Source organism: Enterococcus faecium, assembly GCF_029023785.1.
In the GTDB taxonomy this organism is placed as follows: Bacteria; Bacillota; Bacilli; order Lactobacillales; family Enterococcaceae; genus Enterococcus_B; species Enterococcus_B faecium.
Map to the genome: position 1 here is coordinate 563,027 of NZ_CP118955.1, position 22,452 is coordinate 585,478.

A 22,452-nucleotide genomic window follows, 5' to 3' on the forward strand; every position below is an offset into this window, starting at 1 on the left:
TACAAAAAAGAAATTTTCACCTAACAGAAAAATTTTCCATAAACATACATATTTTAAATATGAAAGTACAATTACAAATAAATTAAAACGTTAAAATAAAATTGTCAAAACGTCAGAGAGGATGGTGGAGAATGAATCAATATGTAAAAAAGCTGATTGCGTCGATTTTGTTTGTCTTCCCTCTCTTGATGGTGACATCCGTTTTTGCCGATGTAGAGAAAACAAGCGAATCAACGCAATCAGAGAATCAAAGTTTTGACAAGACTACTTTTTCAGAAGAATCAATTACTTCTGAAACTACAGAATCCCAAAGTGAGGCGCCTACTTCTAATACAAGGCAAGAAGAAAATAAGACAAGTGAGACCTCAGAAGTAGCTGAACAAACGTCTGATAGCAGTGAAGAGGTACAGGTTAGAGTTGTTTCAGCGGATGGGTACAGCGAAGCTGCCACAACAGAAGAACTGACGCAGCTTCTCGCAGACGAATCAGTAGCTAAGATTCGTTTAACTCAGCCTTTGACTTTAGACAGGGAATTGGAGATCAAGCGAGATATCGTTATCGATTTTGGCGGACTTGCTCATAATTTCGGCAAACATCACATCTATATCAATGAGACACCTCAGTCGATCGAGTTTCAGAATTTTAAAGGAACGGCAGCTCATCCAGGTGGGTTGATACCAAATATCGATGGAAATGCCATTATCATTGCTTATATGTCCGATTTTTGGGGAAGCAGATATCATTTTACGGGAGAAATAAAATTTACCGGGACACTTGACTTATATGATGGTTCTAAATTAGGCCTGATTTACGCCCCTCGTGCAACTGTCACATTAGATGGTGTTTCCGGTGTATTGGATGTCCAACCAGTGAAAGAAGGGATGAATGCCGCTCCGGGTAAAGCTTATTTTTGTAGAAGCTATCAGCTAAATGTAATCAATGGTAGTCAGCTTTGTGGACCATATCTAGGAAAATTCTATGGTTTTCTAGATTCAGGTGATGAGACGGGCAGTGGAAAAACAGCACCAGGACTCCATATCTTGAGTGGTTCAAAGGTCTCTCTTGACTATGATCGGGCAGATGGCGTCAGCGATGAAGGAGAGGCTGTCGATACGCTACCCGGGAATGTCACATTTGAAGTTAGTGGCTCAGGAAGTGAATTTTCGGTAAATACAAAGATCAATATTACCAACGACAACAATCGCGGAATTATCCAAATGAGAGGCTCAGGATCAAGAGTCGCTGTGTCGAATGATGGGAAAATCACAATCAATACAGCGACTACTGGCGGATTTCGCCTGCAAGGAGATTCTAGTCAAATCCATGTATCAAGTGGTGGACAAATCTCGGTCAAAATGGCTGGAGATGGCGACCAACCTGGAAACAATGGGATGCGTTTTGTAAGGAAAGGACTTTCTTTTATCGTAGAAGGAGCCGGATCAGTCATCGATATTGATAAGCAAAGTGGTCGTTCTAGCGCAGTTCGTTTTGAGAACGGTACGCAAAAACTAACAGTAACTAATGGAGGCTCATTGAAGGTAAGAAATGCAGGGGATGGCAAATCTTATGTGAACAGACTCAATCAAGGAAACCAAGCGATCCAATTTTATGACGCTTCTGGTTTTCTAGAAAGTCCAGGGTCAGCTGATTTTACGGTTACTGGAGAAAAATCAAATATCGATATACGCGCAGATTCCGGAGCTACCGTAGATACAACTGGAGATATTGATTTGAACTTTATGGCTGGCGAAAAAACTTATTTAGTCATGGTCGGGAAAACTGGGGAAGATAAGACTGGCATCATCAGTGGGGATGTGTTGAATGTAGACTTAGAATCTCCTACCTATTTCGATTTCCAAAACAAACGGATCGGAAGCGAGACTAATGGCATAGGTGGCTGGGTATTTCAAGGAAATGGCGATTCTTCTTTGAAGATCGCTCATTCAGAAATTGCTTTATGGCGAAAGGCAGGAGCAACGTTCGATAACTTTGAAAAAGATCCGGATTATTTTTCTGATATGACAGACTTATCGATCAATGGAACCGACTTAGGTAATTTTGTATCAAGCCCTAGTGCAGGTTTAACAAATGAATTTGCTCAGACAGGTGCCGGAATGAAAAATTATAATCGAATCAGTGCCAATAACCAGCTTCCGATGATTGAATCCTTAAGAGTACCAACGAATGCAGATAAAAAAATCTATGGGCATGTCGTTGTTCCCGAAGGTGTCGAGGCAAAGCCAAGAGATGCTTGGACAGGCGAAGTAGAAGTGACTTTACGTATTACTTATGCAGATACGACGAAATCACCTGTAGAAATTACTACTCTCACACAAGGACAAACAGATGAAAATAAAGGGGCAGGATATAATCCGTGGGGAGAAGGCGAACAAGGCGGTTTGTTTGAAGTTCAAGTACCCAACAAAGAAAGACTAACAACGGGGGATCAAGTGCAAGTAGTTGCTGCTAAAAAAGTAAGAGGTGGCCAAGAAGTGACAGAACTGGACTCTGCCAAAACGACAGTCGATGTGATTCCTCCTGAACCTGCTAATTTAAGTACCACGTTAATCAATGCAGCTTCTCGCACGATCACAGGTACAGGTGAAGCAGGAGCCTTGGTTTCATTGAAAAAAAATCAAGCTGTTTTGTCAGAAACAACTATTGATGATACAGGGGAATTTGTTCTTTCTATCCCAGAAAATCAACTTTTTGCAGGAGATGTATTAGAAATTGTATTAAACGACCAAGCAGGAGAAGCTACTGCTAAGGGTGTGCAGAACAAGCCAAGTACCAACGATGAAATTGGGAATCACAATCCAAGTGATACGCCAGTTGTTTATCATGATGCCCCGCCTTTTGCACCTGCTACGAAGATCGTAGTAGAAGGTGGTCTCTCATTTCTTGCCCCTTCCAAACTCGATTTTGGTCAGATCAAAGCAACTGGTTTGACACAAGAAGCATTTGGCCAAATGGATATACAGGAAAAATTATGGATTTATGATCAGCGAGAAACGAAAAATCCGTGGATCTTAACGATAAAATTATCTCAGCCTTTCACAAATGATGCAGGATTTTCTATGCAGGATGTCCTATATTTCAAGAAAGGAGAGGAGTATCAATTAGTGAATGAAGAAGAACTGGAAATTGTCAGAGGACAAAATTCAACGAATGTGCAAGCAGATTATTCAGAATATTTAAATAACGGTCGGACGTTTAAACTTGTCTTAACCAAAGAAAATCAGATAGCTGGTAATTACTCAGCAGAGATAACATGGACATTAGCAGATGCGCCGACAGAATAAAGATCAAGGAGGATGATTGATGAATCGAATATGGAATAAAAGTCATCGAAACAACTGCTCTTTACTTATGATCCTTCTCCTTGGATTCATCCTTTGGCAGACACCTGTCCATGCCTCCGAATTCAATTTTGCGGTAGATTTTGAATTACCGGCTAATCAGATTGATAAGAACAAAACATATATAAATGTAAGAATGGAGCCTGGGAAAACACAGGAAATCCCCTACACGGTCTTTAACCGAACAGATAAATCAGTAACAATTGAGACATTGATCCACTCCGCTACGACGAATTCAAACGGTGTGATCGAATATGGAGAATCAAAAAGTAAATTAGATGAAACATTAAGTTATGATATGAAAAACTTAGCAAAAACAGTGGGAGAAATAACTGTTCCTCCTCAAAGTGCGGTCACTGAGACACTTTCACTGAAAGCGCCAGAAAAAGAGCTGGCTGGTGTGGTCGCAGGAGGGATCACGTTTCAAGAAAAAAAAGAGAACGTTTCTAACAAAAGTACAGTTGGTGTCGTCAATCAGTTTTCTCAAGTGAAAGCAATCTTGATTCGAAATAGCGAAAAAGAGTCTTCCCCAGATTTGAAATTAAAAAAAGCTTATGCGGATCAAAGCGATGGAAGAAATGTGATTAAGGCGAATCTTCAAAATCCAAATGCTTCTTATATGTTCGGCTTGACTACATCGGTTGAAATCTACAAAAAAGAAACAAAAGAGCCTTACCTTTCAATAAAAAAAGAAAAAATAGATGTAGCACCCAATACAAATTTTGATTTACTTGTCCCATTAGAAGGAAAAAAATTAGCTCCGGGACATTATCAAGCGGTTGTGAAGGGTGCTTGGAAAGAAAAACGCTGGAATCTCCATACCGATTTTGAAATAACTGATGATGCAGCGGACCAATTGAATGAAAAGGATATTGATTTAAAAAATCAGCCAGAAACATTTGACTGGCGATGGCTGATACTTGTTGGAGTCATTCTTATTGGCTTATTTGCTGGATTATTTATTTTAAAAGAAAGAAGGAAAAAGAAATGAAAAAAACAATTGCATTAAGTACCGTTCTAGCTGGAAGTCTATTATTATGTACACAAAGTGTTTTTGCTGAGAATAAGAGCTCAGCCACTACAGAAGGAACGATTTCTGTGACCAAACCAGATGCTGCAAATCCTGAAGACGTTGTTCCAGTTCCTCCTGTTGATCCAAATGATCCCGATACGCCGTTTACACCTGACGAACCAAATAAGGGAACATCCGGATTACTGACGATTGACCAAGCTCCAGATCTTGATTTTGGAACAATCAAGTTAGGTACAGCAAAAACAGTATATGCTGCATTACAAAGCGGAACGGACAGTACTGGAGCACAAACACAAGTACAGAATTTCGTACAAGTAACGGATAAAAGCGGAAATTATGCCGGTTGGAAATTATCAGTCAAACGAACAGAATTTATTGGTACAACATCTGATACGAATAAACTAACTGGTTCAAAGGTGAAATTCAAAAACGCCGTGATTCGAAATAGCGCAACTAATAGCAGTGGAATGCCATCTACCGTTTCTGGAACTGGCGCTGAAGGAATCGAAATCCCAGCAGATCAGGCAGTAGATCTAGTAACTGCAGGAGCAAATGAAGGGATTGGCACATGGATTTATTCATTAGGAGAGAATGTGGAACAAGGGAGACAATCAGTGGAATTATTTGTTCCTGTATCCAATTATGCTGTAGACAACTACGTTTCAACATTCACATGGTCGTTAACAGATGCTCCTACAGAAGAGGAAGCGTAAAATCATATCAACGATTTCAGGGAGTGGAGCCGATTCAAGGCCCACTCCCTGAAATCTGCTATGCTTACGTCTCAGCTCTTATTCATCAACTCGAAGCAGTTTTTTGGAAGTCATGGAAACGTTCCTTTGTCTTTTCAAAGATCTTTCGACCAACGAGTAAGGAGTCACCGTTGAAAAATTCTAACACATAATGAGCAGAATCAATTTTCTGCAATTGCGATAAGTTGATACAGTAAGATTTTAAAAGTAAAAAGTAAGCATACTTTTCTAACTCTGTCTTCAATTGTTTTAAAGAAGTATTCACTAATTTATCTTCTGTAGTTGTTTTGACCATAACTTGGTTTTTCAAACCTTTGATACTTTCAATATATAAAATTTCCCGAGGATACAGGACGAGACTTCCACCTTTTTGATCAATAAAGATTTTATCGACATTTACGATCTGCTGTTCTTTCCAATTGATCTGTTCTAGCACTTGACGAATTTGTTCAGATAAATTCCTGTCTTTTCTGATATATCCAATCGGAAGGATTTTCCGATTGATGATCTCTACTGCAAAATTCGTATAAGCGGTGAAAAAAACAATATTACTATGTGCATTTTTTTTACGTATTTGTTCGGCGACATCAATACCTGTGAGTGATTGCTTCAAGTCGATATCGATAAAGAAAACATCGTGATTATCAATAGTGCCCAACTGGATCAACTGATTGATTTGAGAGATAGAAGTGAGCTGCACGATATTCTCGATATGATGATTGACCAATTCTCTGATGATCCATTCGCTGTGAAACTGGTTATCTTCTATGATAAAATACTTTTTCATATGCAGGCTCCTATTAAAAAAATATGTGTACATTTTGAAACAAAACAATGGAGGAATAAGATGGTCGCAACAGTGACACTTTATTTGACCTTTACTTTGATTTTAGATTTAGGTATCTATTTATTCTTTTCGAAACAACTGCTAGTAAAAAACAGCTTTGGTTGTATAGCTTTGATGGTGGTGACACTTTTACTTCCTATCCCTAAAGTGAGCTTTCCTTACCTAGTTGGCTTATTATTGATGTTTCTTTTTTATTTTACTACGAAAAACCTGTTTATCAGCTGTTTGATCAGTAATCTTTTTTTTGCTATCACTGGACTCAGCTTTTTTCTGGTTTTTGATCTGATGGATTATTTAGGAAAGAGACATCTTGGAACAGCAAGTTTTTTTGCACTACTTATCGCATTTATTTTCTATCTATTAGTAAAAAGTATAGACAAACAGACGAGATTTCTCAACTTGCTTTTTACTTATCCAACTGAACACTATTTTGGAGGTATTTGTATTTTATTAAGCTGGGGCGTGATTTACTTGGTATTGGGAAGTGTTCACTTCCGCTCATCTAATTATCTGCTTCTATCTCTTTTGTCGATAGTCATCAGTTTTTTTTCTTTGTTTTTTTCCATTATGTTGATCAGTTTCCAAGTAAAAGAAAGACAACATCAGGAATCGCTTCAACTGTATCAAATAAATGAAGAATATTACCATCATCTAGAGGAATTCAAACATGATTATAAAAGTCTACTGTTTTCATTAAAAATTACTCTTCAGGAAAATAAAAAAGAAACGTTGGAATTTTTAGAAATATTAGAAGATCATTCTGCAGCTATTTTTGAAAAACCGCAAATACAACAGCTAACAAATATTGTATCCCCAGCTGTCAGGGGTGTCTTTTTAAAATTTCTAGAAAAAGCAGAATCGGAGAAAATCCCGATCCAAGTAGTTATTCCTGTCGAAGTGAAAACAATCCCGATTGATCTGGTTGTTTTTATTCGCTGTTTATCTATTTTTATTTCTAACGCATTCGATCATCGTGTAGCCGATCAGAGTCCGATTACGATCAATCTGCTGGAAGAAAAAGAGGGATCACGTTTTAGTATAGCGAACAAGGCAAATCCAACGAATTTGACGCTATCGGAGATGGTCAAAAGAGGAAAAACCTCTAAAAAAAATGGCGGGTTAGGTCTATACAGTGCGAAAAAAATGTTGGATGTTTACGAAAATGCAGAACTAAAAATCGAATTTTCAAAACAGAATCACTATTTTTTTGTAGAAATGTATCTGGCATCTAGAAAGAGCAAATCAGCCTACTGACTTACTGTCAAAGGATAAGTTTGAGGAAAGTCTACACGGAGATAGAGACAACAACACAGCATATTCAAAAGAAACAGAAGCGTGATGACCGTTGTCACCCTTCTGTTTCTTTTGCTATGTAGTTAAACAAAGTAGTTGACACTTCCGCTACTTAGTATTAGTACGAAAGTATACTTCATGATACTAAGTAGATAAGAAGTGAAAAGCGGAACCCACGATCGTCAAAATGCTAACTGCTTTGCTTACACCAGATAAAGGGAAGAGCAATATCGCTTATTTTAGGCGTGGAGAAGCAAGCAAATCCCTACGATCACAAAAAAAATGCTGACCCAGCAGTTAAGAGAGTTAGAACAAGATGAAAGTATCCATCGAAAAGCCTATAACCAAGTCCCGCCTAAAGTAGAGTACTCGCTCACCGAAGAAGGAAAATCATTAAGAGAGATTCTAGTAGCGTTGTCTGTTTGGGAAGAAGAACGTATCGAAAAACAAAAAGCCTCAAGGGAAGAAGACACGCTACTGCATACACATGGTGGCTACCTAAATTATTGATTTTCTATGACATTTATTTTAAATAAAAGAAAACAGGAGTTTTTTTAAAAGCATCATCTATTTTTTATGTAAAAAAATGGTATGATTAATCAAGTAAGAAGTGATTGGAAGAAGGCAAGCAAATGAATAGTATGGAAAAAGTCAACCAGTTTAGAGATGAACGTAATTGGCGACAATTTCATAACGAAAAAGATTTGGCTATCTCTATTTCTTTGGAAGCATCTGAATTGTTAGAACTTTTTCAATGGAAAACGCCGGAAGAAGTAAAAGAAACACAATTAGAACGAATCAAAGAAGAACTGGCAGATGTATTGATCTATTCATACATGATGGCAGACAACCTTCACCTGGATCTAGATGAGATCATTGAAGAAAAATTGATCAAAAATAATTTGAAATATCCTGTAGAAAAAAGCGCAGGTGTACGAAAAAAATACACAGAGTTGTAGAAATGTGTCATTCGGCTGTTGGAAAGAGCAAAAGAAAAACAGTAAAATGAGTCTGGAGGGAGAGAAAATGAAAAAAAAAGGAAAAGCAAAAAGATGGCTAGTCAATATCCTCTTGTTCCTCTTGTTATTAGTAGGACTAGCTTTGATTTTCAATGAACAGATCAAGGATTATCTTGTCAGAGAGACAGGAGATAAATATGCTATAGCGAATGTAACAAAAGAAGATCTGAAAAAGAATAACGATAAAGATGTCAGTTTTGACTTTGATGCGGTAGAACCAATGACGACAGAAGGGGTCATGAGGTCGCAAATGAGAGGAACAGATCTACCAGTGATTGCTAGTATCGCAGTCCCTTCAGTTTCAATCAATTTACCGGTTTTCAAAGGCTTGGATAATACGTCACTACTTTACGGAGCAGGAACATTATCTCCAGATCAAGAAATGGGAAAAGGAAATTATGCCTTAGCAAGCCATCGTGCAACGAACCCTGAATTGCTGTTTACACCGCTAGAAAATTTAGAGATGGGTGCCAAGATCTATTTGACAGATTTAGAAAATGTGTATACATACAAAACATTTTTTAAAGAAAAAGTTGCTCCTACAGATACCCAATTACTGAATGAAGTCGAGGGAAAAGAAATTGTCACACTAATTACTTGTGGCGACATGGACGCCGTCACGCGACTAGTTGTACAAGGAGAACTGGAAAGTGTTACATCGATAAAAGATGCGACAGATGATATGAGATCTGCTTTCAATCTAGAGACAAAAACATTTTAGGATACTGGGACATAAGTCGTTACAGATTAAAAACAGCCAAAGGATATGAATCGATAAGGAAAAACCAATTTGCTGAAAAAAAGAGAAACGCAAAGAGGTGCATCTCTGATTTGGTTGTTTTCTAGATAGACTTGTGTTCCAGTTTTTTTATTTTTTATATGAAAAGGCTTGCATAAATAAAAATTCGATGGTATGATGATTTTGAATAAGAAATGGATTGTTACTGTACGGCAGGCAAAACCAGAATTCAGCTAAGAAACAGTAGGCGAATTCTAGGTTTTTTTATTTTTCTTGAGAGGGCGAAGCAAAATGAAAATTGATAAAATTTTGAATAACAATGTCGTCATTTCGAAAAATGGATTCGGGGAAGAAGTCGTTTGTATGGGAAAAGGACTAGCTTTTCAAAAAAAGATTGGGGACGAGATTTCGCCAGAAGCGGTCCAAAAAGAATTTGTTTTAAGAGATTCTTTTGCTAAAAACCAATTCCAGCAGCTGATGGCTGATATTCCGGCAGAGGAGATCGAATGGGTCAAACAAGTAGTCGAACTGGCTGAAGATAAACTAAAAGTTGAATTTTCGCCTAATATTTATCTGACATTGACCGATCATCTTCATTATGCGATCACACGAGCAAAAGAAAATATCCAACTGCCTAATCCATTATTATTTGAAACAAAAAAATTTTATCCGAAAGAATATCAAGCAGCGAAAGAGGCTCTTTTGTTCGTGAAACAAAAGACGGGTGTGGAACTTTCTGAGGATGAAGCCGGTTTTATTGCCTTTCATTTTGTGAATAGCCAACAAGGAAACGAAGACATGCAAGTGACGATGACCGCTACCACAATGGTAAGAGATATACTGAGTATCATCAGTAAATTCTTCGGCATCGTGTTCGATGAAGAATCTTTGAATTATCAGCGTATCATTACTCATCTGCAGTTTTTTGCCCAGCGTTATCTCAAAGGGGAAGGATCTGACGAGCAAGATGAATTTCTCTACGCATTAGTTCAAGGAAAGTATCCAAAAGCGTTTCATTGTGTCGAACGGATCAATGAGTATCTTCGACAAACGCAAAAACAGGAAATGGGGATCGCAGAGCAGATTTATTTAACGATTCATATTCAAAGAGTAGTAAGTGAGAAAAAAAGCATCCAATCATAAGGATTGTTACTGTATGGCAGGCAAAACCTGGATTGAAAAAATAGGTTCACGAATGTTTGTGACTGTTTTTTTCAATCTGGGTTTTTATTTTTTAAATAAAAAAGAAAGAAGGAAAAAACAATGGATAATCAAGCAGTTGGTCGTCGTGTATGGGAAGCGGTAGGAGGACAAAAGAATGTCAAAAGTTTAGTACATTGTGCTACGCGGTTGCGATTCAGATTAAAAGATGAATCTTTAGCAGATACGCAAAAGTTAAAAGAAGACCCGGACGTGATCCAAGTCGTACAAAGTGGCGGTCAGTATCAAGTAGTGATTGGCAGTAATGTAGCAGATGTTTATCAATCGATCGTGGATGAGGAAGGTCTTGCAGTTTCGGAGGATGGAAAAGAAGAGTCCAAAAATATTTTGAATCGTCTGATCGATATTATCTCTAGTATATTTACACCTTTTCTAGGGGCGATGGCAGCCGCCGGGGTATTGAAAGGATTCTTATCATTGGCAACGGTGATGGGCTGGCTGACAGCTGATAGCGGTACTTATCAAATATTGTTTGCTGCAGCAGATGGTGTCTTTACCTTCTTACCTGTCATGCTTGCTTTTACAGCAGCTAAAAAGTTCAAAGCCAACCAGTTTTTAGCAGTAGCAATTGCTATGGCACTTGTGTATCCAGCTATCACAGCAGTTGCTGGTGCGGGAGAAGCTATCAGTTTCTTTGGGATCCCAGTGATTCTTTCACCATCTGGTTATACTTCTTCTGTCATACCAATCATTCTAGCCGTATGGGTTCAAAGTAAATTAGAGCCATTCGTAAAAAAAGTGATTCCGCAATTTCTGCAAATGATTTTAGTTCCGCTTGTCGTTTTAGTAGTGATGGTTCCATTAACATTTCTTGCTTTAGGACCAATCGGGACGGTTGCCGGTAATGCTTTAGGCGGTCTCTTCAACTCGATTTATGGATTTAGTCCAATCGTAGCAGGTCTAATCATGGGAAGTTTATGGCAAGTATTCGTGATGTTCGGCATGCATTGGGGATTCGTACCGATCATGTTTTTGAATATCGAACAATATGGGTTTGATGTATTGATGCCAATGCTTCTTCCAGCCATCTTGGCACAAGGTGGGGCTGCTTTAGCTGTAGCATTGCGAACAAAAGATACGAAACTTCGAGCATTAGGGATTTCTTCTACAGTGACTTCGTTATTTGGAATCACTGAACCAACTGTGTATGGTGTGACATTACCTTTGAAGAAACCATTCATTGCCGCTTGTATTTCTGGAGGTATTGGTGGAGCTATTATCGGATTTTCCGGAGTAAAAGCTTTCTCCAGCAGTTTAGTCAGCTTATTGACGATTCCGACTTTCATTAATACGGTGGATGGTGTAGAGTCAAATGTGACAGTAGCAGTAATAGCTACAGGAATTGCTTTTGTTCTTGCATTCGTAGGTACATTGATTTTAGGATTTGACGAACAAACACAAGACAATCAATTAGAAAACAAACATGCGAATGCAGGAGAACCGATTACTTCAGCACGGCATACCTTAAAAAGTCCTTTAACGGGTAAAGTACTGCCATTGAGTGAAGTACCAGACCAAGTTTTTTCTTCTGGCGTGATGGGAAAAGGTATCGCTATTGATCCAGAAGTAGGAGAACTAGTTGCACCTGCAGACGGAGAGATCACGACTATTTTTCCAACTGGACATGCTGTAGGGATCACAACGACTGACGGAGCGGAGATTTTGATTCATATCGGGATGGATACAGTAGAATTAAATGGGAATGGCTTTGAGATCTTAGTCAAACAAGGGGATCTCGTCAAAGCAGGAGATTTATTGATTCGTTTTGACATCGAAGCAATTAGAGCAGCTGGCTATAGCGTAATCACTCCAGTTGTCATTACGAATACTGATGCATTTGCCGATATACTTGAATTAGACCAAAAAGAGATTATTGCAAACGAAGATGTTCTGGCAATTGTAAAATAAGGAGGAAATCAGGATGCAATCACGTTTTTCAGAAAAATTTTTATGGGGTGGAGCAACTGCTGCCAAATCAATTAGAAGGGGCTTATGATCGAGACGGAAAAGGACTATCCGTTGCAGATGCTATGCCTGGAGGTAAGCAGCGCTTTGCGATTATCGGCAGTGAAGAATTTGACTGGACGATTGATCAAGAAAAATATATTTACCCGAATCATCGAGGAATCGATCATTACGATCGTTTCAAAGAAGATCTTGCCTTGTTTGCGGAAATGGGATTCAAATGTTATCGTTTTTCGATTGCCTGGACACGAATTTTTCCAAATGGAGACGAAGGTACTCCTAACGAAGCGGGATTAGAATTTTATGATCAGCTGATTGATGAGTGCTTAAAATATGATATTGAACCTGTGATCACGATTTCTCATTACGAAATGCCTCTTCATTTGGCAAAAGAATACGGTGGCTGGAAAAATCGAAAACTGATCGACTTCTATGAACGATTTGCTCAGACAGTATTAGAGAGATACAGCAGTAAAGTCAAATATTGGATGACTTTCAATGAAATCAATTCGGCCTTTCACTTTCCAGCTTTAAGTCAAGGATTAGTAAAAAGCAATGGAGCAGGAGAGTACCAAAATATTTTCCAAGCATGGCATAATCAATTCGTTGCAAGTAGCAAAGCCGTAAAAATCGGCCACGAATTGCGTTCGGATATCCAAATCGGCTGCATGATTATCTATGCAACAACTTACAGCATCGATGCCAATCCAGTCAATCAGGCAGCAACAATGATCCAAAACCAAGAATTCAATTTTTTCTGCACGGATGTCCAAGTACGTGGAGAATACCCTGCATACACAGCGCGTACCCATAAAAAATATGGAGTCGATCCGGAAAAATTAGAGCAAACGGAAAAAGACTTCCAGTTGCTAAAAGAATATCCAGTGGACTACATCGGATTTAGTTATTATATGTCTACGGCAATCAATGAGACTGATCCACAAGCAGCAACTTCAGAAGGGAACTTGCTGGGAGGAGTAAAAAATCCGTTTCTTGAGGCAAGTGAATGGGGCTGGCAGATCGATCCAGAAGGGCTGAGAATCGCATTGAATGAATTATACAATCGTTACCAGAAACCATTATTCATTGTTGAAAACGGTCTTGGATCCATTGATCATATGGAAGAGGATGGCACGATTATTGATGATTATCGGATCGATTATTTACGTCGTCATATCGAAGCGATGGCTAATGCAGTAGCAGACGGTGTAGATTTGATGGGCTATACGCCTTGGGGATGTATCGATCTTGTCAGTGCATCAACAGGAGAAATGAGTAAACGTTACGGCTTTATCTATGTGGATCTAGACGATGAAGGAAATGGGACACTGAATCGATCAAAGAAAAAATCTTTTGATTGGTATAAAGAAGTAATTGCCTCAAATGGCGTAAACTTGTAATTAAAGCAGCTGAATGAAAAAGAACACACTTCTCACATGTGATTTGTGTTCTTTTTTTATTTTTTATGTGCTATTCTTTTAGTAATAGTAAAGCAAAGGGTGACGTTATGAAAAGGACACGTGTACTATACTTGGAAGTCGCAGATAAAATTAAAGAAGATATTTTCTCAGGAAAATATCCAGTCGGTTCGATGTTGCCGACAGAAAGTGAATTAGAAGAACTGTTTCAAGTCAGCAAAATCACTGTCCGAAAGGCAATCGAACTGCTGGCATCAGATGAATATGTCGCAAAGAAAAGTGGTCGTGGGACGACGGTTCTAAGCAATCGTCCTTACAATCGATTATCCAAAGCGGCAAGCTTTACGCAAATCTTGGAGAACTCCCGATATGAAGTCCGGAAAGAAACGCTGGATTTGCAATTGGTCCATATAAAGAAGGAAGATCCTTTGTTTTCCTTTTTCGGTGAGCAAGCTGTTTGTTTTAAGCGCTTATATTATTTGAACAATCAGCCTTATATTTATTTTGTTCATTATCTTCCACAAGAAATGATGCAATTCAGCAGAGAAGAATTTGGCAAAGAATCTTTGTATCGTTTGCTGACGAAAAAAGGATATACTATTGACTCATTTTCTGATGATTTCTCGGCAGTATTTTTAACAGAAGAAGAACAAGGAATTCTGAAAACAGACGCACAGATCGGCATCAAACGGATACGGAAATCGTCTACGCAAATTGGGGAAATGATTGAATATTCGGAGGCGGTCTACCATACGGAGCTGCATCCTTACCATATTGATTATGAAACATAAATAAAAAAAGAGGTTGTGAAAAAGCTGCCCTGCATCAAGTAATAAGAACAGCCAAACAAAAATAGCTTCTCATATTTTTCGTTTGGTTAGGCTTATTACCGCAGATACACGGCTGTTTCTGGATTACCATTTATTCTGGATAAGGGGGTGTGGCACGATTTTCAGAAGGAATCTATGAACCAATCACTGTATTGATTTTAGCTTCGATGGTAACCCCATTCGGCTTGACGATCGCTTATTTCTTAGGGAAAATCATTCGTAAAAATATACTCAATCGTCAAGAAATCGATACATTGAAGACCGCTTTTCCTATGGGGATCTGTCAGATCACAGAGGGATGTTTCCCTATCGTATTGAACGACTTGGCACGCAATGTCATAGCAACGGGAGTCGGTGGGGCAGTAGGTGGCGGATTAAGCATGTTTTGGGGCGCAGATAGCCGTATTCCGGCATCGGGAATGTTTGCAGTCGCTACGATGACCAGACCATGGGCATTCATTGGTGCATTGTTAGCTGGTTCTTTTGTCACAGGAATAACCATTTTATTATTGAAAAAACCAGTAGATCCGAATGCAGAAATCATCCAAGAAGAAAAAGAGGAAGAAGACATATCTTGGGATGATTTGACAATTAGTTAGGAGAGGCAGAATGGATTACAAGAAAAAAGTACAATAGATGTACCTTGAGGCAGGAATGGTATGAAAGAATCAGAGTTAGAAAGAATCGAATATACAGATTTTGGTTTAGGAGCGATCGAAACTGTCCAGAGCATCGGCACCCTCCTTGAAATGACGATGAAGGAAAAATGAGAACCTTTCGTTGTCGAAAGGGTCTGGTATACCTTATGTCGAAGGAAAGGAAACAAAAAAACTTTCCTGTACTATTCCAAAAAGGAAAGAAAGTTATTATACAGTAAAAAAAGAAATTATTCTTCATGCTAGAGATCAGTACACGTTCGAGCCCAATATCAAACACTAGTTCCAGGCAGGCGCAACAGGTGCGGTTATCACTGAATTTTCTTCCAGCAGTGACGATTCAAGTGATATTTTTACAAATCCAGCTATTTATCGTTAACAAAAAGATTTTTAGGAGAAGCTGATGAACAAAAATGATCAAATTTTGATCGTTTAGTTCGTCGGCTTTTTTATTTAGAGAAACATCATTTATCAGTGAAACATAACACGAGAACAAAATGATTTTTTCGTTAATAAAAGAAACAAGTATTTGTTGTTTAAAATAATACACGTTATTGGCATATAGGACGAAATCCCAGTATCTTCTATAAGTAAGTCATTTCATATCGATGAAAACACGTTATTTATTTTTGTTTTATCTATAAAATAGCTGAAAAATGATTTTTTTCTAAATACTATATATAGTGGTGTCTATCCTATATACCACTAAAAAACTACAAAATCTAGTCTTTTATTTTAAAAAAACACGTGTAGAATGAAGATAGACTTTTGAGTTAGGGAGTGTTTTTTTATGAAACTTACTGTTTTTTGCGGTTCCCGTTTTGGTAATAAAGAAAGTTACAAATTTATTGCGCAAACGTTAGGAAAATACATGGCACAAGAAGAAATCGAACTGGTTTACGGTGGTTCATACTCCGGGATTATGGGAGTGATTAGTAAAACAGTACTGGAAAATAACGGAAAAGTCACAGGTATCTATCCGAATGGGCTTTTTGAAACTGAATTGCCTGGAAAAGATGTTACTACATTTATTCCTACAGAAACGATCGATGAAAGAAAGGTATTATTATTTGAAAAGGGAGATGCTGTCCTCGTTTTCCCTGGAGGTCTAGGTACATTGGAGGAATTCTCACAACTTCTTTCTTGGATAGCAATCGGTCTGACGCCCGACAAGCCAATCGGAATATTGAATATTGGCGGTTATTACAGCGGCTTGCAACAATTATTAGAAACTTTTGCAAAAGAGGATTTTATGGATAAAAAATGGTTGGATCAAGTAATCTTTTCCAACAATCCATTGGAACTGGTCAATGAATTACGAGCAGTATCTATTAAAAATCAGTTATTATTGAAGGAGGCAAAATAATGAGTCAAATATATTTAGCAGGACCATTTTTTTCAGAGGAGCAAATCGATCGAGTAAGTCGTATCGAAAAAGCGTTGGAGGAAAACAAAACAGTCACAAGTTTCTACTCTCCACGTCATCACCAAGAAAGCAATTATGAACTATTCAGCGCTGGATGGGCGCAGGAAGTATACGAAAAAGATATGGAAGAACTGACAAATGCAGAATTTGTTGTTGCTATCCTTGACTTTGAGCATCAAACAATCGATCCAGGAACGGCTTACGAATTAGGTGTGGCAACTATGTTGAAAAAACCGATGATCATTGTACAAGAAGAGACGGTACCTACGAACTTGATGATTACACAAAGTCTCCATACGTATTTAAAATCAGACCAAGCTGTACGTGAATATGATTTTGAAACATTGCCTGTTGAAACTTACGTAGGCGAGTACTTATAGAAGAGGAAGGGTTGTATGTCAGTGATTTTGATTTCAGGAACGATTGGTGCAGGTAAGAGCAGTTTGACGGATATGCTTGCAAAAGAGATTGATTCTAAACCATTTTATGAAAATGTCGAAGATAACGAAGTATTGCCGCTCTTTTATTCAAATCCTGAGCAGTACGCTTTTTTATTGCAAATCTTCTTTTTGAACAAGCGATTTTTAGCAATGAAAAATGCTTTAGTGAACGATGACAATGTGCTAGACCGATCCATCTATGAAGATAGCCTGTTGTTCCATCTAAACGCTGATTTAGGTCGGGTAACGGATATCGAAGTACAGCAGTACGATAGCTTATTAGATACGATGCTAAACGAGTTAGATGATGTTGCTCCAAAAAAACGGCCTGATTTGATGGTCCATATCAAAGTTTCTTTGGACACGATGCTAGAACGTATCAAAAAACGTGGGCGTGACTATGAACAGCTAGAAAGCGATGAGACGTTATATACCTATTATGAAACGTTGAACACCCGCTATAATCAATGGTATGAAGATTTTGATGTATGTCCTAAAATACAAGTGGATGGGGATAAATTCGATTTTGTAGAAAATCCAGAAGATGCAAAAAAGGTGATCCGTCAGATCCAAGAAAAATTAGCTGAATTGGAAGGAAAGCCTGCTGGAAAATATTTTACGGATAACCAGCATGCAAAAGGTCAAGAATTAGGCTAAAAATAAAAAACCAAACGACGGGAAAGAAAAATTACTACGTGATGTAGAATAAGCCTTTCTATCGTTTGGTTATTTTATATTCAAATATTTGAAATAAATAAATCTTTACTCTTTGATTTGTAAACTGAAATGATCCACTGTTTGTTTTACTGATGAAGCTTGATCAAAGGAAGAAGCTGAGTTTGAAGTTCATAAAAATCAGCCATAGTGAGTTTTGCTTGGATTTGTTTATCTTCTTCTACTTTTTACATAATTTTGAACAGGATAAGATTCAAATGTTTTAAATGAATCTTTGACTAGTTTGTGACAGTTGTCGCATATGCTCAAGCTTCCTTGGTCATTAAATTCTGTATGGATATTTTTGTTGTTATTACATGTACAATAATCAGGACTATCGATCATCCATTTCGTCTCCTTTACAATCATCTTGCTTCTTTACTATAGCAGAAAAGAAGGGGAGAAACAAAAGAAGATCCAACAGACGGCACTATAGACTGTAGATGTTGCCATCCTCATCCTTCAAACGGTAATTACCGATTTTTGTAAATATGACTGTTGTTTCTTTTTTATTTTCTTTTCCTGAAATAATATATTCGTCATCTTTGGTAGTGATCTTGATATCTGTCAGCACTGTTTTTTCTTCAGATGATTCAGAAGAATCAGTTCCTTGTGTCTGATACGTGCGTGTCCATTCCATTTTTTTATCTGTAAATGTCAACTGTCCCGCGGATAAATCCATATCTTTACGTACTTTTAGCGTATATACACTGTTGGTGATATCTGCTTTTTCCGCTTTTAAGACAGAAGAATCGGTTGTTTCGTCCGAGGATTGGTCAGAGCCGCCAAACAAATCACAGCCAGTCAATGTCAAAAGTCCCGCAGACAAAATAAATAGTACGATTAATTTCTTCAAAATACTTCCCCCATTTGATAGGATAAAGAAATTATACCATTGGAATGTAAAACTTCAAACGGATGGAAGAGAAAAACGCACAAAACACCCACAAATAGAGTAAATTTTAGAATAAAATTTTAAAAAGGCAAAAAATCCGCCACTTTCAGAAAGCGTTTTAAAAAAGTGTTGCAATCTTTTAAAAAAATGCTATATTAAAAATGAACCGGTTCAAATACTTGTTTAAGTATAATTAATAGTGAGAGGAAGTTGCTCTACTGAAGACTTTAGTTATATGGATATTGATGACAAGCAACACTATGCAAAGAATGCGGTCATCATAATCGAACAACAAGAAAGAGAAATCAAATGTAACTGGCAGGAGTGAGAATGTATGGCATCGATCCGTGATGTGGCTAAGATGGCTGGTGTTTCAGTGGGAACAGTTTCCCGTTACTTGAATGGTCAGCAACTGAAGGAAAAGAACATGAAAAAAATAGCAGAAGCGATTTCAGCGTTGGACTATAAAGAAAACATCATTGCTAAAGGGTTGAAGAATAATCGAAGCTTCTCTATTGGACTTTTGATAAACGGGATTTCCAGCCGTTTTGGGTCGGAAGTTGTCTCAGGGATCGAAAGAGTAGCTGAAGAAAATGGGTATAGCTTATTATTAAGCGGGTTTGCCGATCAGCCAGAAAAAATTGAACAAAAAATTGAATACCTGATGAAGCATGTGATCGATGGGCTGATTGTCTTCTTATCCGAAGAAGAGTGGTCTGGATTTGAAATGCTCACAAAAATGAGTATTCCAGTTATCGCATTGAATTGTCCAGAAGGACCAGCAGGTATTGATACAATATTAGTGAATGATCGAGAAAGTGTAGCAAAAGTGATCGCTCATCATGGTGAACAAGGACATAAAAAAATCGGATTTATTGCTGCCACTCAAACAGACTACGTAGCAAGAGAACGTTTAGCAGGAGCCAAAGAAGCGGTCCAAAATGATCCATCGATCCAATTAGAGGTCTTTACAGGAGACTATTCTAGAAAAAGCGGCTATTACGGGGCAAAAGCATTATTAGAAAAAGGGGCAACTGCTATTTTTGTCAGCAATTACAATATGTCGATTGGTGCCATCGAATGTTTCAATCAAGAAGGTGTCAGAATCGGGAAGGATATTGCGTTCAGTCACTATGATTATTTAGATAAAAACGATCTGAGTATCCTTCCGAAAATCACGATCACGCCACCAACAGATAAAATCGGGGAACGAGCAGCAGAACAGCTGTTAAAACGAATCAAAAAAGAAGAGGAAGAAAATGAAAAAGTGATTGTGATGGAAAATATCATACATGGAATCAACTAAAACGAACTAAAAAAGAAAAAGAGGTGCTTTGATGAAAAAATATCAATTTCCAGCAAATTTTTGGTGGGGTTCTGCAGCAAGTGGCCCACAAACAGAAGGAAGGATTTCAGGCGATGGAAAAGGAGAGAACATTTTTGATTATTGGTACAAAAAAGAACCGCAAAAGTTCTTTGATCAAGTAGGACCTGAAAAAACCTCGCAAGTTTATACGAAGTATCAAGAGGATGTACAGTTGATGAAACAGACTGGGCATAATTCATTTCGAACATCTATCCAATGGAGCCGTTTGATACCTGATGAATCTGGAACAATCAACGAAGAAGCCGTTCGTTTCTATCATCGTTATTTTGATGAGTTGATTGAAAACGGTATCGAACCCTTTGTGAATCTGTATCATTTCGATATGCCGATGTATCTGCAAGAAAAAGGCGGATGGTTGAACCGAGAAACGGTTGAAGCCTATGAAAAATATGCCAAAAGTTGTTTTGAATTGTTTGGTTCGAAAGTAAAAAAATGGTTTACTCATAATGAACCAATCGTTCCAGTCGAAGCAGGTTATTTATATCGATGGCATTATCCAGAAGAGTCAGATATGAAAAAAGCGATCCAAGTTGGCTATCATGAAGCGTTGGCTTCAGCGTTAGCCATCAAATCTTACCATGAAATGGAGCAAGGTGGTGTTATTGGTATCATCTTGAATCTGACACCAAGCTATCCAAGAGACGAATCAAACCCTGAAGATGTTAAAGCAGCGCAAATAGCAGATGCGTTCTTCAATCGTTCATTCCTTGATCCAGCTGTAAAAGGCGAGTTTCCAAGTGAATTGATTGAGATAGTAAAAGAACTTGATCTCATGCCTGTGATCCATGCAGAGGATTTGACGGTTATCAAAGAAAATACAGTAGATCTTTTAGGTATCAATTATTACCAGCCACGCCGGGTAAAAGCAAAAGAAACACCAATCGATACTAAAAACGGTCCAATGCCTGAGGATTATTTCGACAATTATGAAATGCCTGGTCGTAAAATGAATCCTTATCGCGGATGGGAGATCTATGAACAAGGAATCTATGATATTTTGATCAATGTACGAGATCATTATGGAAATATCGACTGCTTTATTTCTGAAAACGGTATGGGTGTAGAAAACGAAGCACGATTTATCAAAGAAGATGGCATGATCCACGATGATTATCGGATCGAATTTGTCCAATCTCATCTGAAATATGTCCATCAAGCCATTCAAGAAGGTGCCAATTGTTTAGGCTATCATATGTGGACATGTATGGATAACTGGTCGTGGACCAATGCATATAAGAATCGATATGGCTTTATTTCAGTAGACTTAGCACAAGATGGAAAAAGAACAATCAAAAAATCGGGTCATTGGTTCAAAGACGTATCAGATAAAAACGGATTTGAGGCTTAAGAAAGAATAGTTGAGAGCAAATGCGTGAAATTCTCCATTCTTACCATTTTGTGAAAAAGAAGTTCAATTATTTACGATCTTTTTCAACTTTTTTGTCTTTCTATTTCATTTTTTGTATATAATAGAATAGTCAAAATTAAATAGGAGTGGAGGAAAGCATGAGGAAAAAAAGACCGTTTCTTCTCTTTTGGTTATTCGGTTTTTTCTTACTGCTTATTTTATCCGCAGCATTTTCAGGAAAAATGACAGCAGATCTTGCTCAGAAAGAAACAGAAAAAATCGTAGCAAGCAAAGAATCAGTAGATAATTTCAAAAAAGAATTCTCAACTTATTGGTGGGCGGAGTATAAAATAACTGCCAATTACGAAAAAGGCGAATTGGACATTTATTTGCCAAAAGGAAAAGAAGAAAATCAATTTATTAATATCGATGACGTACTTAGTGCGATTTCTCTCAGACAATATCAATTTAAAGACAAGCATTTGACCGTTTTGCTTTTGACTCATGATGGCGACAAAGTAGCCCGTTTGAAAAATGGAAAAGTGATCACCGCTTATTCTGAAAAAGTAGACAAAAAAGTGGTCGCCGATCGTTTAGCGGAATGGAAAAAGACAAATGAACAAGTCAAGAAAACAACTGTCTCTTCTCAAAAAAACGAGTCGACAGGAACAAGTCCTTCAGATTCTGGCAGTGGACAAACGATAACGGGAAGTGAAGAAAATCAAGCCTCAATTATTACGAATGAGTCATCACAAGGACAATATCAATCCTATGGACAATGAAAAACAGAGGTTGTGAAATCAGCGTTTTGACCTGAGTATTAGAGAAACAAACGGCAAAATAGTTCCTCATATTTTGCCGTTTTTTGAGCTAATACCGAAGGTCAGCTGATTGAACACCGTGTATCAAGAGGTCTTGAGCCTGCCGTTTAACTCTGAGCCACAAGGAGCAATTTCAAAAAATAGCTCCTTATATTTTTCGTTTGGTTGGGCTTATTACCGCAGATGCAAGCTTTTGAACACCGTTTACCAAGAGGTTGTAAAATTAGCGTCCTGACATAATCTAATACCGAGGGTCAGCTGATTGAACACCGTGTATCAAGAGGTCTTG

Annotated in this window: 19 protein-coding genes and 2 pseudogenes; 18 read left to right on the top strand and 3 right to left on the bottom strand. The window is 37.9% G+C overall.

Annotation, left to right across the window (positions count from 1 at the left end; all coding sequences use genetic code 11):
• Positions 1–131: 131 nt before the first annotated feature.
• From PYW34_RS02630 to PYW34_RS02640, 3 genes are read left to right on the top strand one after another with little or no spacing between them, the layout of a single operon-like run.
• Entirely contained in the window at positions 132–3,302 is a 3,171-nt protein-coding gene (locus tag PYW34_RS02630) for an Ig-like domain-containing protein (RefSeq protein ID WP_002333159.1), read from the top strand.
• A gap of 19 nt (positions 3,303–3,321) precedes the next feature.
• Positions 3,322–4,350: a DUF916 and DUF3324 domain-containing protein gene (locus PYW34_RS02635; protein ID WP_002327385.1), complete on the top strand. Its 1,029-nt coding sequence runs from the start codon at positions 3,322–3,324 to the stop codon at positions 4,348–4,350.
• Positions 4,347–5,105 (top strand): WxL domain-containing protein, encoded by a 759-nt coding sequence (locus PYW34_RS02640; protein WP_002333158.1) that lies wholly within the window; start codon positions 4,347–4,349, stop codon positions 5,103–5,105. The genes PYW34_RS02635 and PYW34_RS02640 overlap by 4 nt, the downstream gene beginning before the upstream one ends.
• Positions 5,106–5,190: 85 nt before the next feature.
• Here PYW34_RS02640 and PYW34_RS02645 read toward each other — a convergent pair whose 3' ends face one another.
• Positions 5,191–5,931 (bottom strand): LytR/AlgR family response regulator transcription factor, encoded by a 741-nt coding sequence (locus PYW34_RS02645; RefSeq protein ID WP_002288561.1) that lies wholly within the window; start codon positions 5,929–5,931, stop codon positions 5,191–5,193.
• Between the two features lie 60 nt (positions 5,932–5,991).
• Here PYW34_RS02645 and PYW34_RS02650 point away from each other — a divergent pair, with 60 nt between their 5' ends.
• From PYW34_RS02650 to PYW34_RS02690, 9 genes and pseudogenes are all read left to right on the top strand, one after another.
• Entirely contained in the window at positions 5,992–7,245 is a 1,254-nt protein-coding gene (locus tag PYW34_RS02650; RefSeq protein ID WP_002296197.1) for a GHKL domain-containing protein, read from the top strand.
• Between the two features lie 321 nt (positions 7,246–7,566).
• The gene (locus PYW34_RS02655) at positions 7,567–7,794 is read left to right on the top strand and encodes a winged helix-turn-helix transcriptional regulator (RefSeq protein ID WP_002293846.1); all 228 of its coding nucleotides are present in this window, start codon (positions 7,567–7,569) and stop codon (positions 7,792–7,794) included.
• Between the two features lie 122 nt (positions 7,795–7,916).
• The gene (locus PYW34_RS02660) at positions 7,917–8,243 is read left to right on the top strand and encodes a nucleotide pyrophosphohydrolase (protein ID WP_002293844.1); all 327 of its coding nucleotides are present in this window, start codon (positions 7,917–7,919) and stop codon (positions 8,241–8,243) included.
• 67 nt (positions 8,244–8,310) lie between these two features.
• Positions 8,311–9,024, top strand: a complete 714-nt coding sequence (locus PYW34_RS02665; protein ID WP_002293843.1) for a class A sortase — start codon at positions 8,311–8,313, stop codon at positions 9,022–9,024.
• Between the two features lie 309 nt (positions 9,025–9,333).
• Positions 9,334–10,185 carry a BglG family transcription antiterminator LicT gene (licT, locus tag PYW34_RS02670; RefSeq protein ID WP_002291144.1) on the top strand — a complete coding sequence of 284 codons (852 nt, stop codon included), beginning with the start codon at positions 9,334–9,336 and terminating at the stop codon, positions 10,183–10,185.
• Positions 10,186–10,305: 120 nt separating this feature from the next.
• Positions 10,306–12,171 carry a beta-glucoside-specific PTS transporter subunit IIABC gene (locus PYW34_RS02675; RefSeq protein ID WP_002296194.1) on the top strand — a complete coding sequence of 622 codons (1,866 nt, stop codon included), beginning with the start codon at positions 10,306–10,308 and terminating at the stop codon, positions 12,169–12,171.
• 13 nt (positions 12,172–12,184) lie between these two features.
• Positions 12,185–13,628, top strand: a pseudogene (locus PYW34_RS02680) (glycoside hydrolase family 1 protein).
• Between the two features lie 107 nt (positions 13,629–13,735).
• Complete coding sequence (locus PYW34_RS02685) at positions 13,736–14,437, top strand: GntR family transcriptional regulator (RefSeq protein ID WP_002293839.1); 702 nt, start codon at positions 13,736–13,738, stop codon at positions 14,435–14,437.
• A gap of 161 nt (positions 14,438–14,598) precedes the next feature.
• Positions 14,599–15,075: pseudogene (locus tag PYW34_RS02690) on the top strand (PTS fructose transporter subunit IIC); the annotation flags it as partial.
• A 397-nt stretch (positions 15,076–15,472) separates the two neighbouring features.
• On the opposite strand, the gene PYW34_RS13040 reads toward PYW34_RS02690, so the two are convergent.
• Positions 15,473–15,682: a phenylalanyl-tRNA synthetase subunit beta gene (locus tag PYW34_RS13040; RefSeq protein ID WP_002296192.1), complete on the bottom strand. Its 210-nt coding sequence runs from the start codon at positions 15,680–15,682 to the stop codon at positions 15,473–15,475.
• 240 nt (positions 15,683–15,922) lie between these two features.
• Here PYW34_RS13040 and PYW34_RS02695 point away from each other — a divergent pair, with 240 nt between their 5' ends.
• From PYW34_RS02695 to PYW34_RS02705, 3 genes are read left to right on the top strand one after another with little or no spacing between them, the layout of a single operon-like run.
• Complete coding sequence (locus tag PYW34_RS02695; protein WP_002293608.1) at positions 15,923–16,498, top strand: TIGR00730 family Rossman fold protein; 576 nt, start codon at positions 15,923–15,925, stop codon at positions 16,496–16,498.
• A complete protein-coding gene (locus PYW34_RS02700) occupies positions 16,498–16,938 on the top strand; it encodes a nucleoside 2-deoxyribosyltransferase (protein WP_002293607.1) in 441 nt (146 codons plus the stop codon). Before PYW34_RS02695 ends, PYW34_RS02700 begins: the two co-directional genes overlap by 1 nt.
• 15 nt (positions 16,939–16,953) lie before the next feature.
• Positions 16,954–17,655 carry a deoxynucleoside kinase gene (locus PYW34_RS02705; protein WP_002293834.1) on the top strand — a complete coding sequence of 234 codons (702 nt, stop codon included), beginning with the start codon at positions 16,954–16,956 and terminating at the stop codon, positions 17,653–17,655.
• 487 nt (positions 17,656–18,142) lie between these two features.
• Here the strand turns inward: PYW34_RS02705 and PYW34_RS02710 are convergent, their stop codons facing one another.
• On the bottom strand, positions 18,143–18,568 hold the full coding sequence (locus tag PYW34_RS02710) for a hypothetical protein (protein ID WP_002293832.1): 426 nt from the start codon (positions 18,566–18,568) through the stop codon (positions 18,143–18,145).
• Positions 18,569–18,941: 373 nt separating this feature from the next.
• On the opposite strand from PYW34_RS02710, the gene PYW34_RS02715 reads away from it, so the two are divergent.
• The 3 genes from PYW34_RS02715 (at position 18,942) to PYW34_RS02725 (ending at position 22,124) form a co-directional block, all read left to right on the top strand.
• Positions 18,942–19,913 carry a LacI family DNA-binding transcriptional regulator gene (locus PYW34_RS02715; RefSeq protein WP_002293830.1) on the top strand — a complete coding sequence of 324 codons (972 nt, stop codon included), beginning with the start codon at positions 18,942–18,944 and terminating at the stop codon, positions 19,911–19,913.
• A gap of 31 nt (positions 19,914–19,944) precedes the next feature.
• Positions 19,945–21,342 carry a glycoside hydrolase family 1 protein gene (locus PYW34_RS02720; RefSeq protein WP_002293829.1) on the top strand — a complete coding sequence of 466 codons (1,398 nt, stop codon included), beginning with the start codon at positions 19,945–19,947 and terminating at the stop codon, positions 21,340–21,342.
• 158 nt (positions 21,343–21,500) lie between these two features.
• The gene (locus PYW34_RS02725; protein ID WP_002293828.1) at positions 21,501–22,124 is read left to right on the top strand and encodes a hypothetical protein; all 624 of its coding nucleotides are present in this window, start codon (positions 21,501–21,503) and stop codon (positions 22,122–22,124) included.
• The last annotated feature ends 328 nt before the right edge of the window (positions 22,125–22,452 follow it).

Bases quoted from the DNA above. Each gene is read 5' to 3' on its own strand.
- PYW34_RS02630 (WP_002333159.1), top strand. From the start codon at position 132: ATGAATCAATATGTAAAAAAGCTGATTGCGTCGATTTTGTTTGTCTTC.
- PYW34_RS02635 (WP_002327385.1), top strand. From the start codon at position 3,322: ATGAATCGAATATGGAATAAAAGTCATCGAAACAACTGCTCTTTACTT.
- PYW34_RS02640 (WP_002333158.1), top strand. From the start codon at position 4,347: ATGAAAAAAACAATTGCATTAAGTACCGTTCTAGCTGGAAGTCTATTA.
- PYW34_RS02645 (WP_002288561.1), bottom strand. From the start codon at position 5,931: ATGAAAAAGTATTTTATCATAGAAGATAACCAGTTTCACAGCGAATGG.
- PYW34_RS02650 (WP_002296197.1), top strand. From the start codon at position 5,992: ATGGTCGCAACAGTGACACTTTATTTGACCTTTACTTTGATTTTAGAT.
- PYW34_RS02655 (WP_002293846.1), top strand. From the start codon at position 7,567: ATGCTGACCCAGCAGTTAAGAGAGTTAGAACAAGATGAAAGTATCCAT.
- PYW34_RS02660 (WP_002293844.1), top strand. From the start codon at position 7,917: ATGAATAGTATGGAAAAAGTCAACCAGTTTAGAGATGAACGTAATTGG.
- PYW34_RS02665 (WP_002293843.1), top strand. From the start codon at position 8,311: ATGAAAAAAAAAGGAAAAGCAAAAAGATGGCTAGTCAATATCCTCTTG.
- licT (WP_002291144.1), top strand. From the start codon at position 9,334: ATGAAAATTGATAAAATTTTGAATAACAATGTCGTCATTTCGAAAAAT.
- PYW34_RS02675 (WP_002296194.1), top strand. From the start codon at position 10,306: ATGGATAATCAAGCAGTTGGTCGTCGTGTATGGGAAGCGGTAGGAGGA.
- PYW34_RS02685 (WP_002293839.1), top strand. From the start codon at position 13,736: ATGAAAAGGACACGTGTACTATACTTGGAAGTCGCAGATAAAATTAAA.
- PYW34_RS02695 (WP_002293608.1), top strand. From the start codon at position 15,923: ATGAAACTTACTGTTTTTTGCGGTTCCCGTTTTGGTAATAAAGAAAGT.
- PYW34_RS02700 (WP_002293607.1), top strand. From the start codon at position 16,498: ATGAGTCAAATATATTTAGCAGGACCATTTTTTTCAGAGGAGCAAATC.
- PYW34_RS02705 (WP_002293834.1), top strand. From the start codon at position 16,954: ATGTCAGTGATTTTGATTTCAGGAACGATTGGTGCAGGTAAGAGCAGT.
- PYW34_RS02715 (WP_002293830.1), top strand. From the start codon at position 18,942: ATGGCATCGATCCGTGATGTGGCTAAGATGGCTGGTGTTTCAGTGGGA.
- PYW34_RS02720 (WP_002293829.1), top strand. From the start codon at position 19,945: ATGAAAAAATATCAATTTCCAGCAAATTTTTGGTGGGGTTCTGCAGCA.
- PYW34_RS02725 (WP_002293828.1), top strand. From the start codon at position 21,501: ATGAGGAAAAAAAGACCGTTTCTTCTCTTTTGGTTATTCGGTTTTTTC.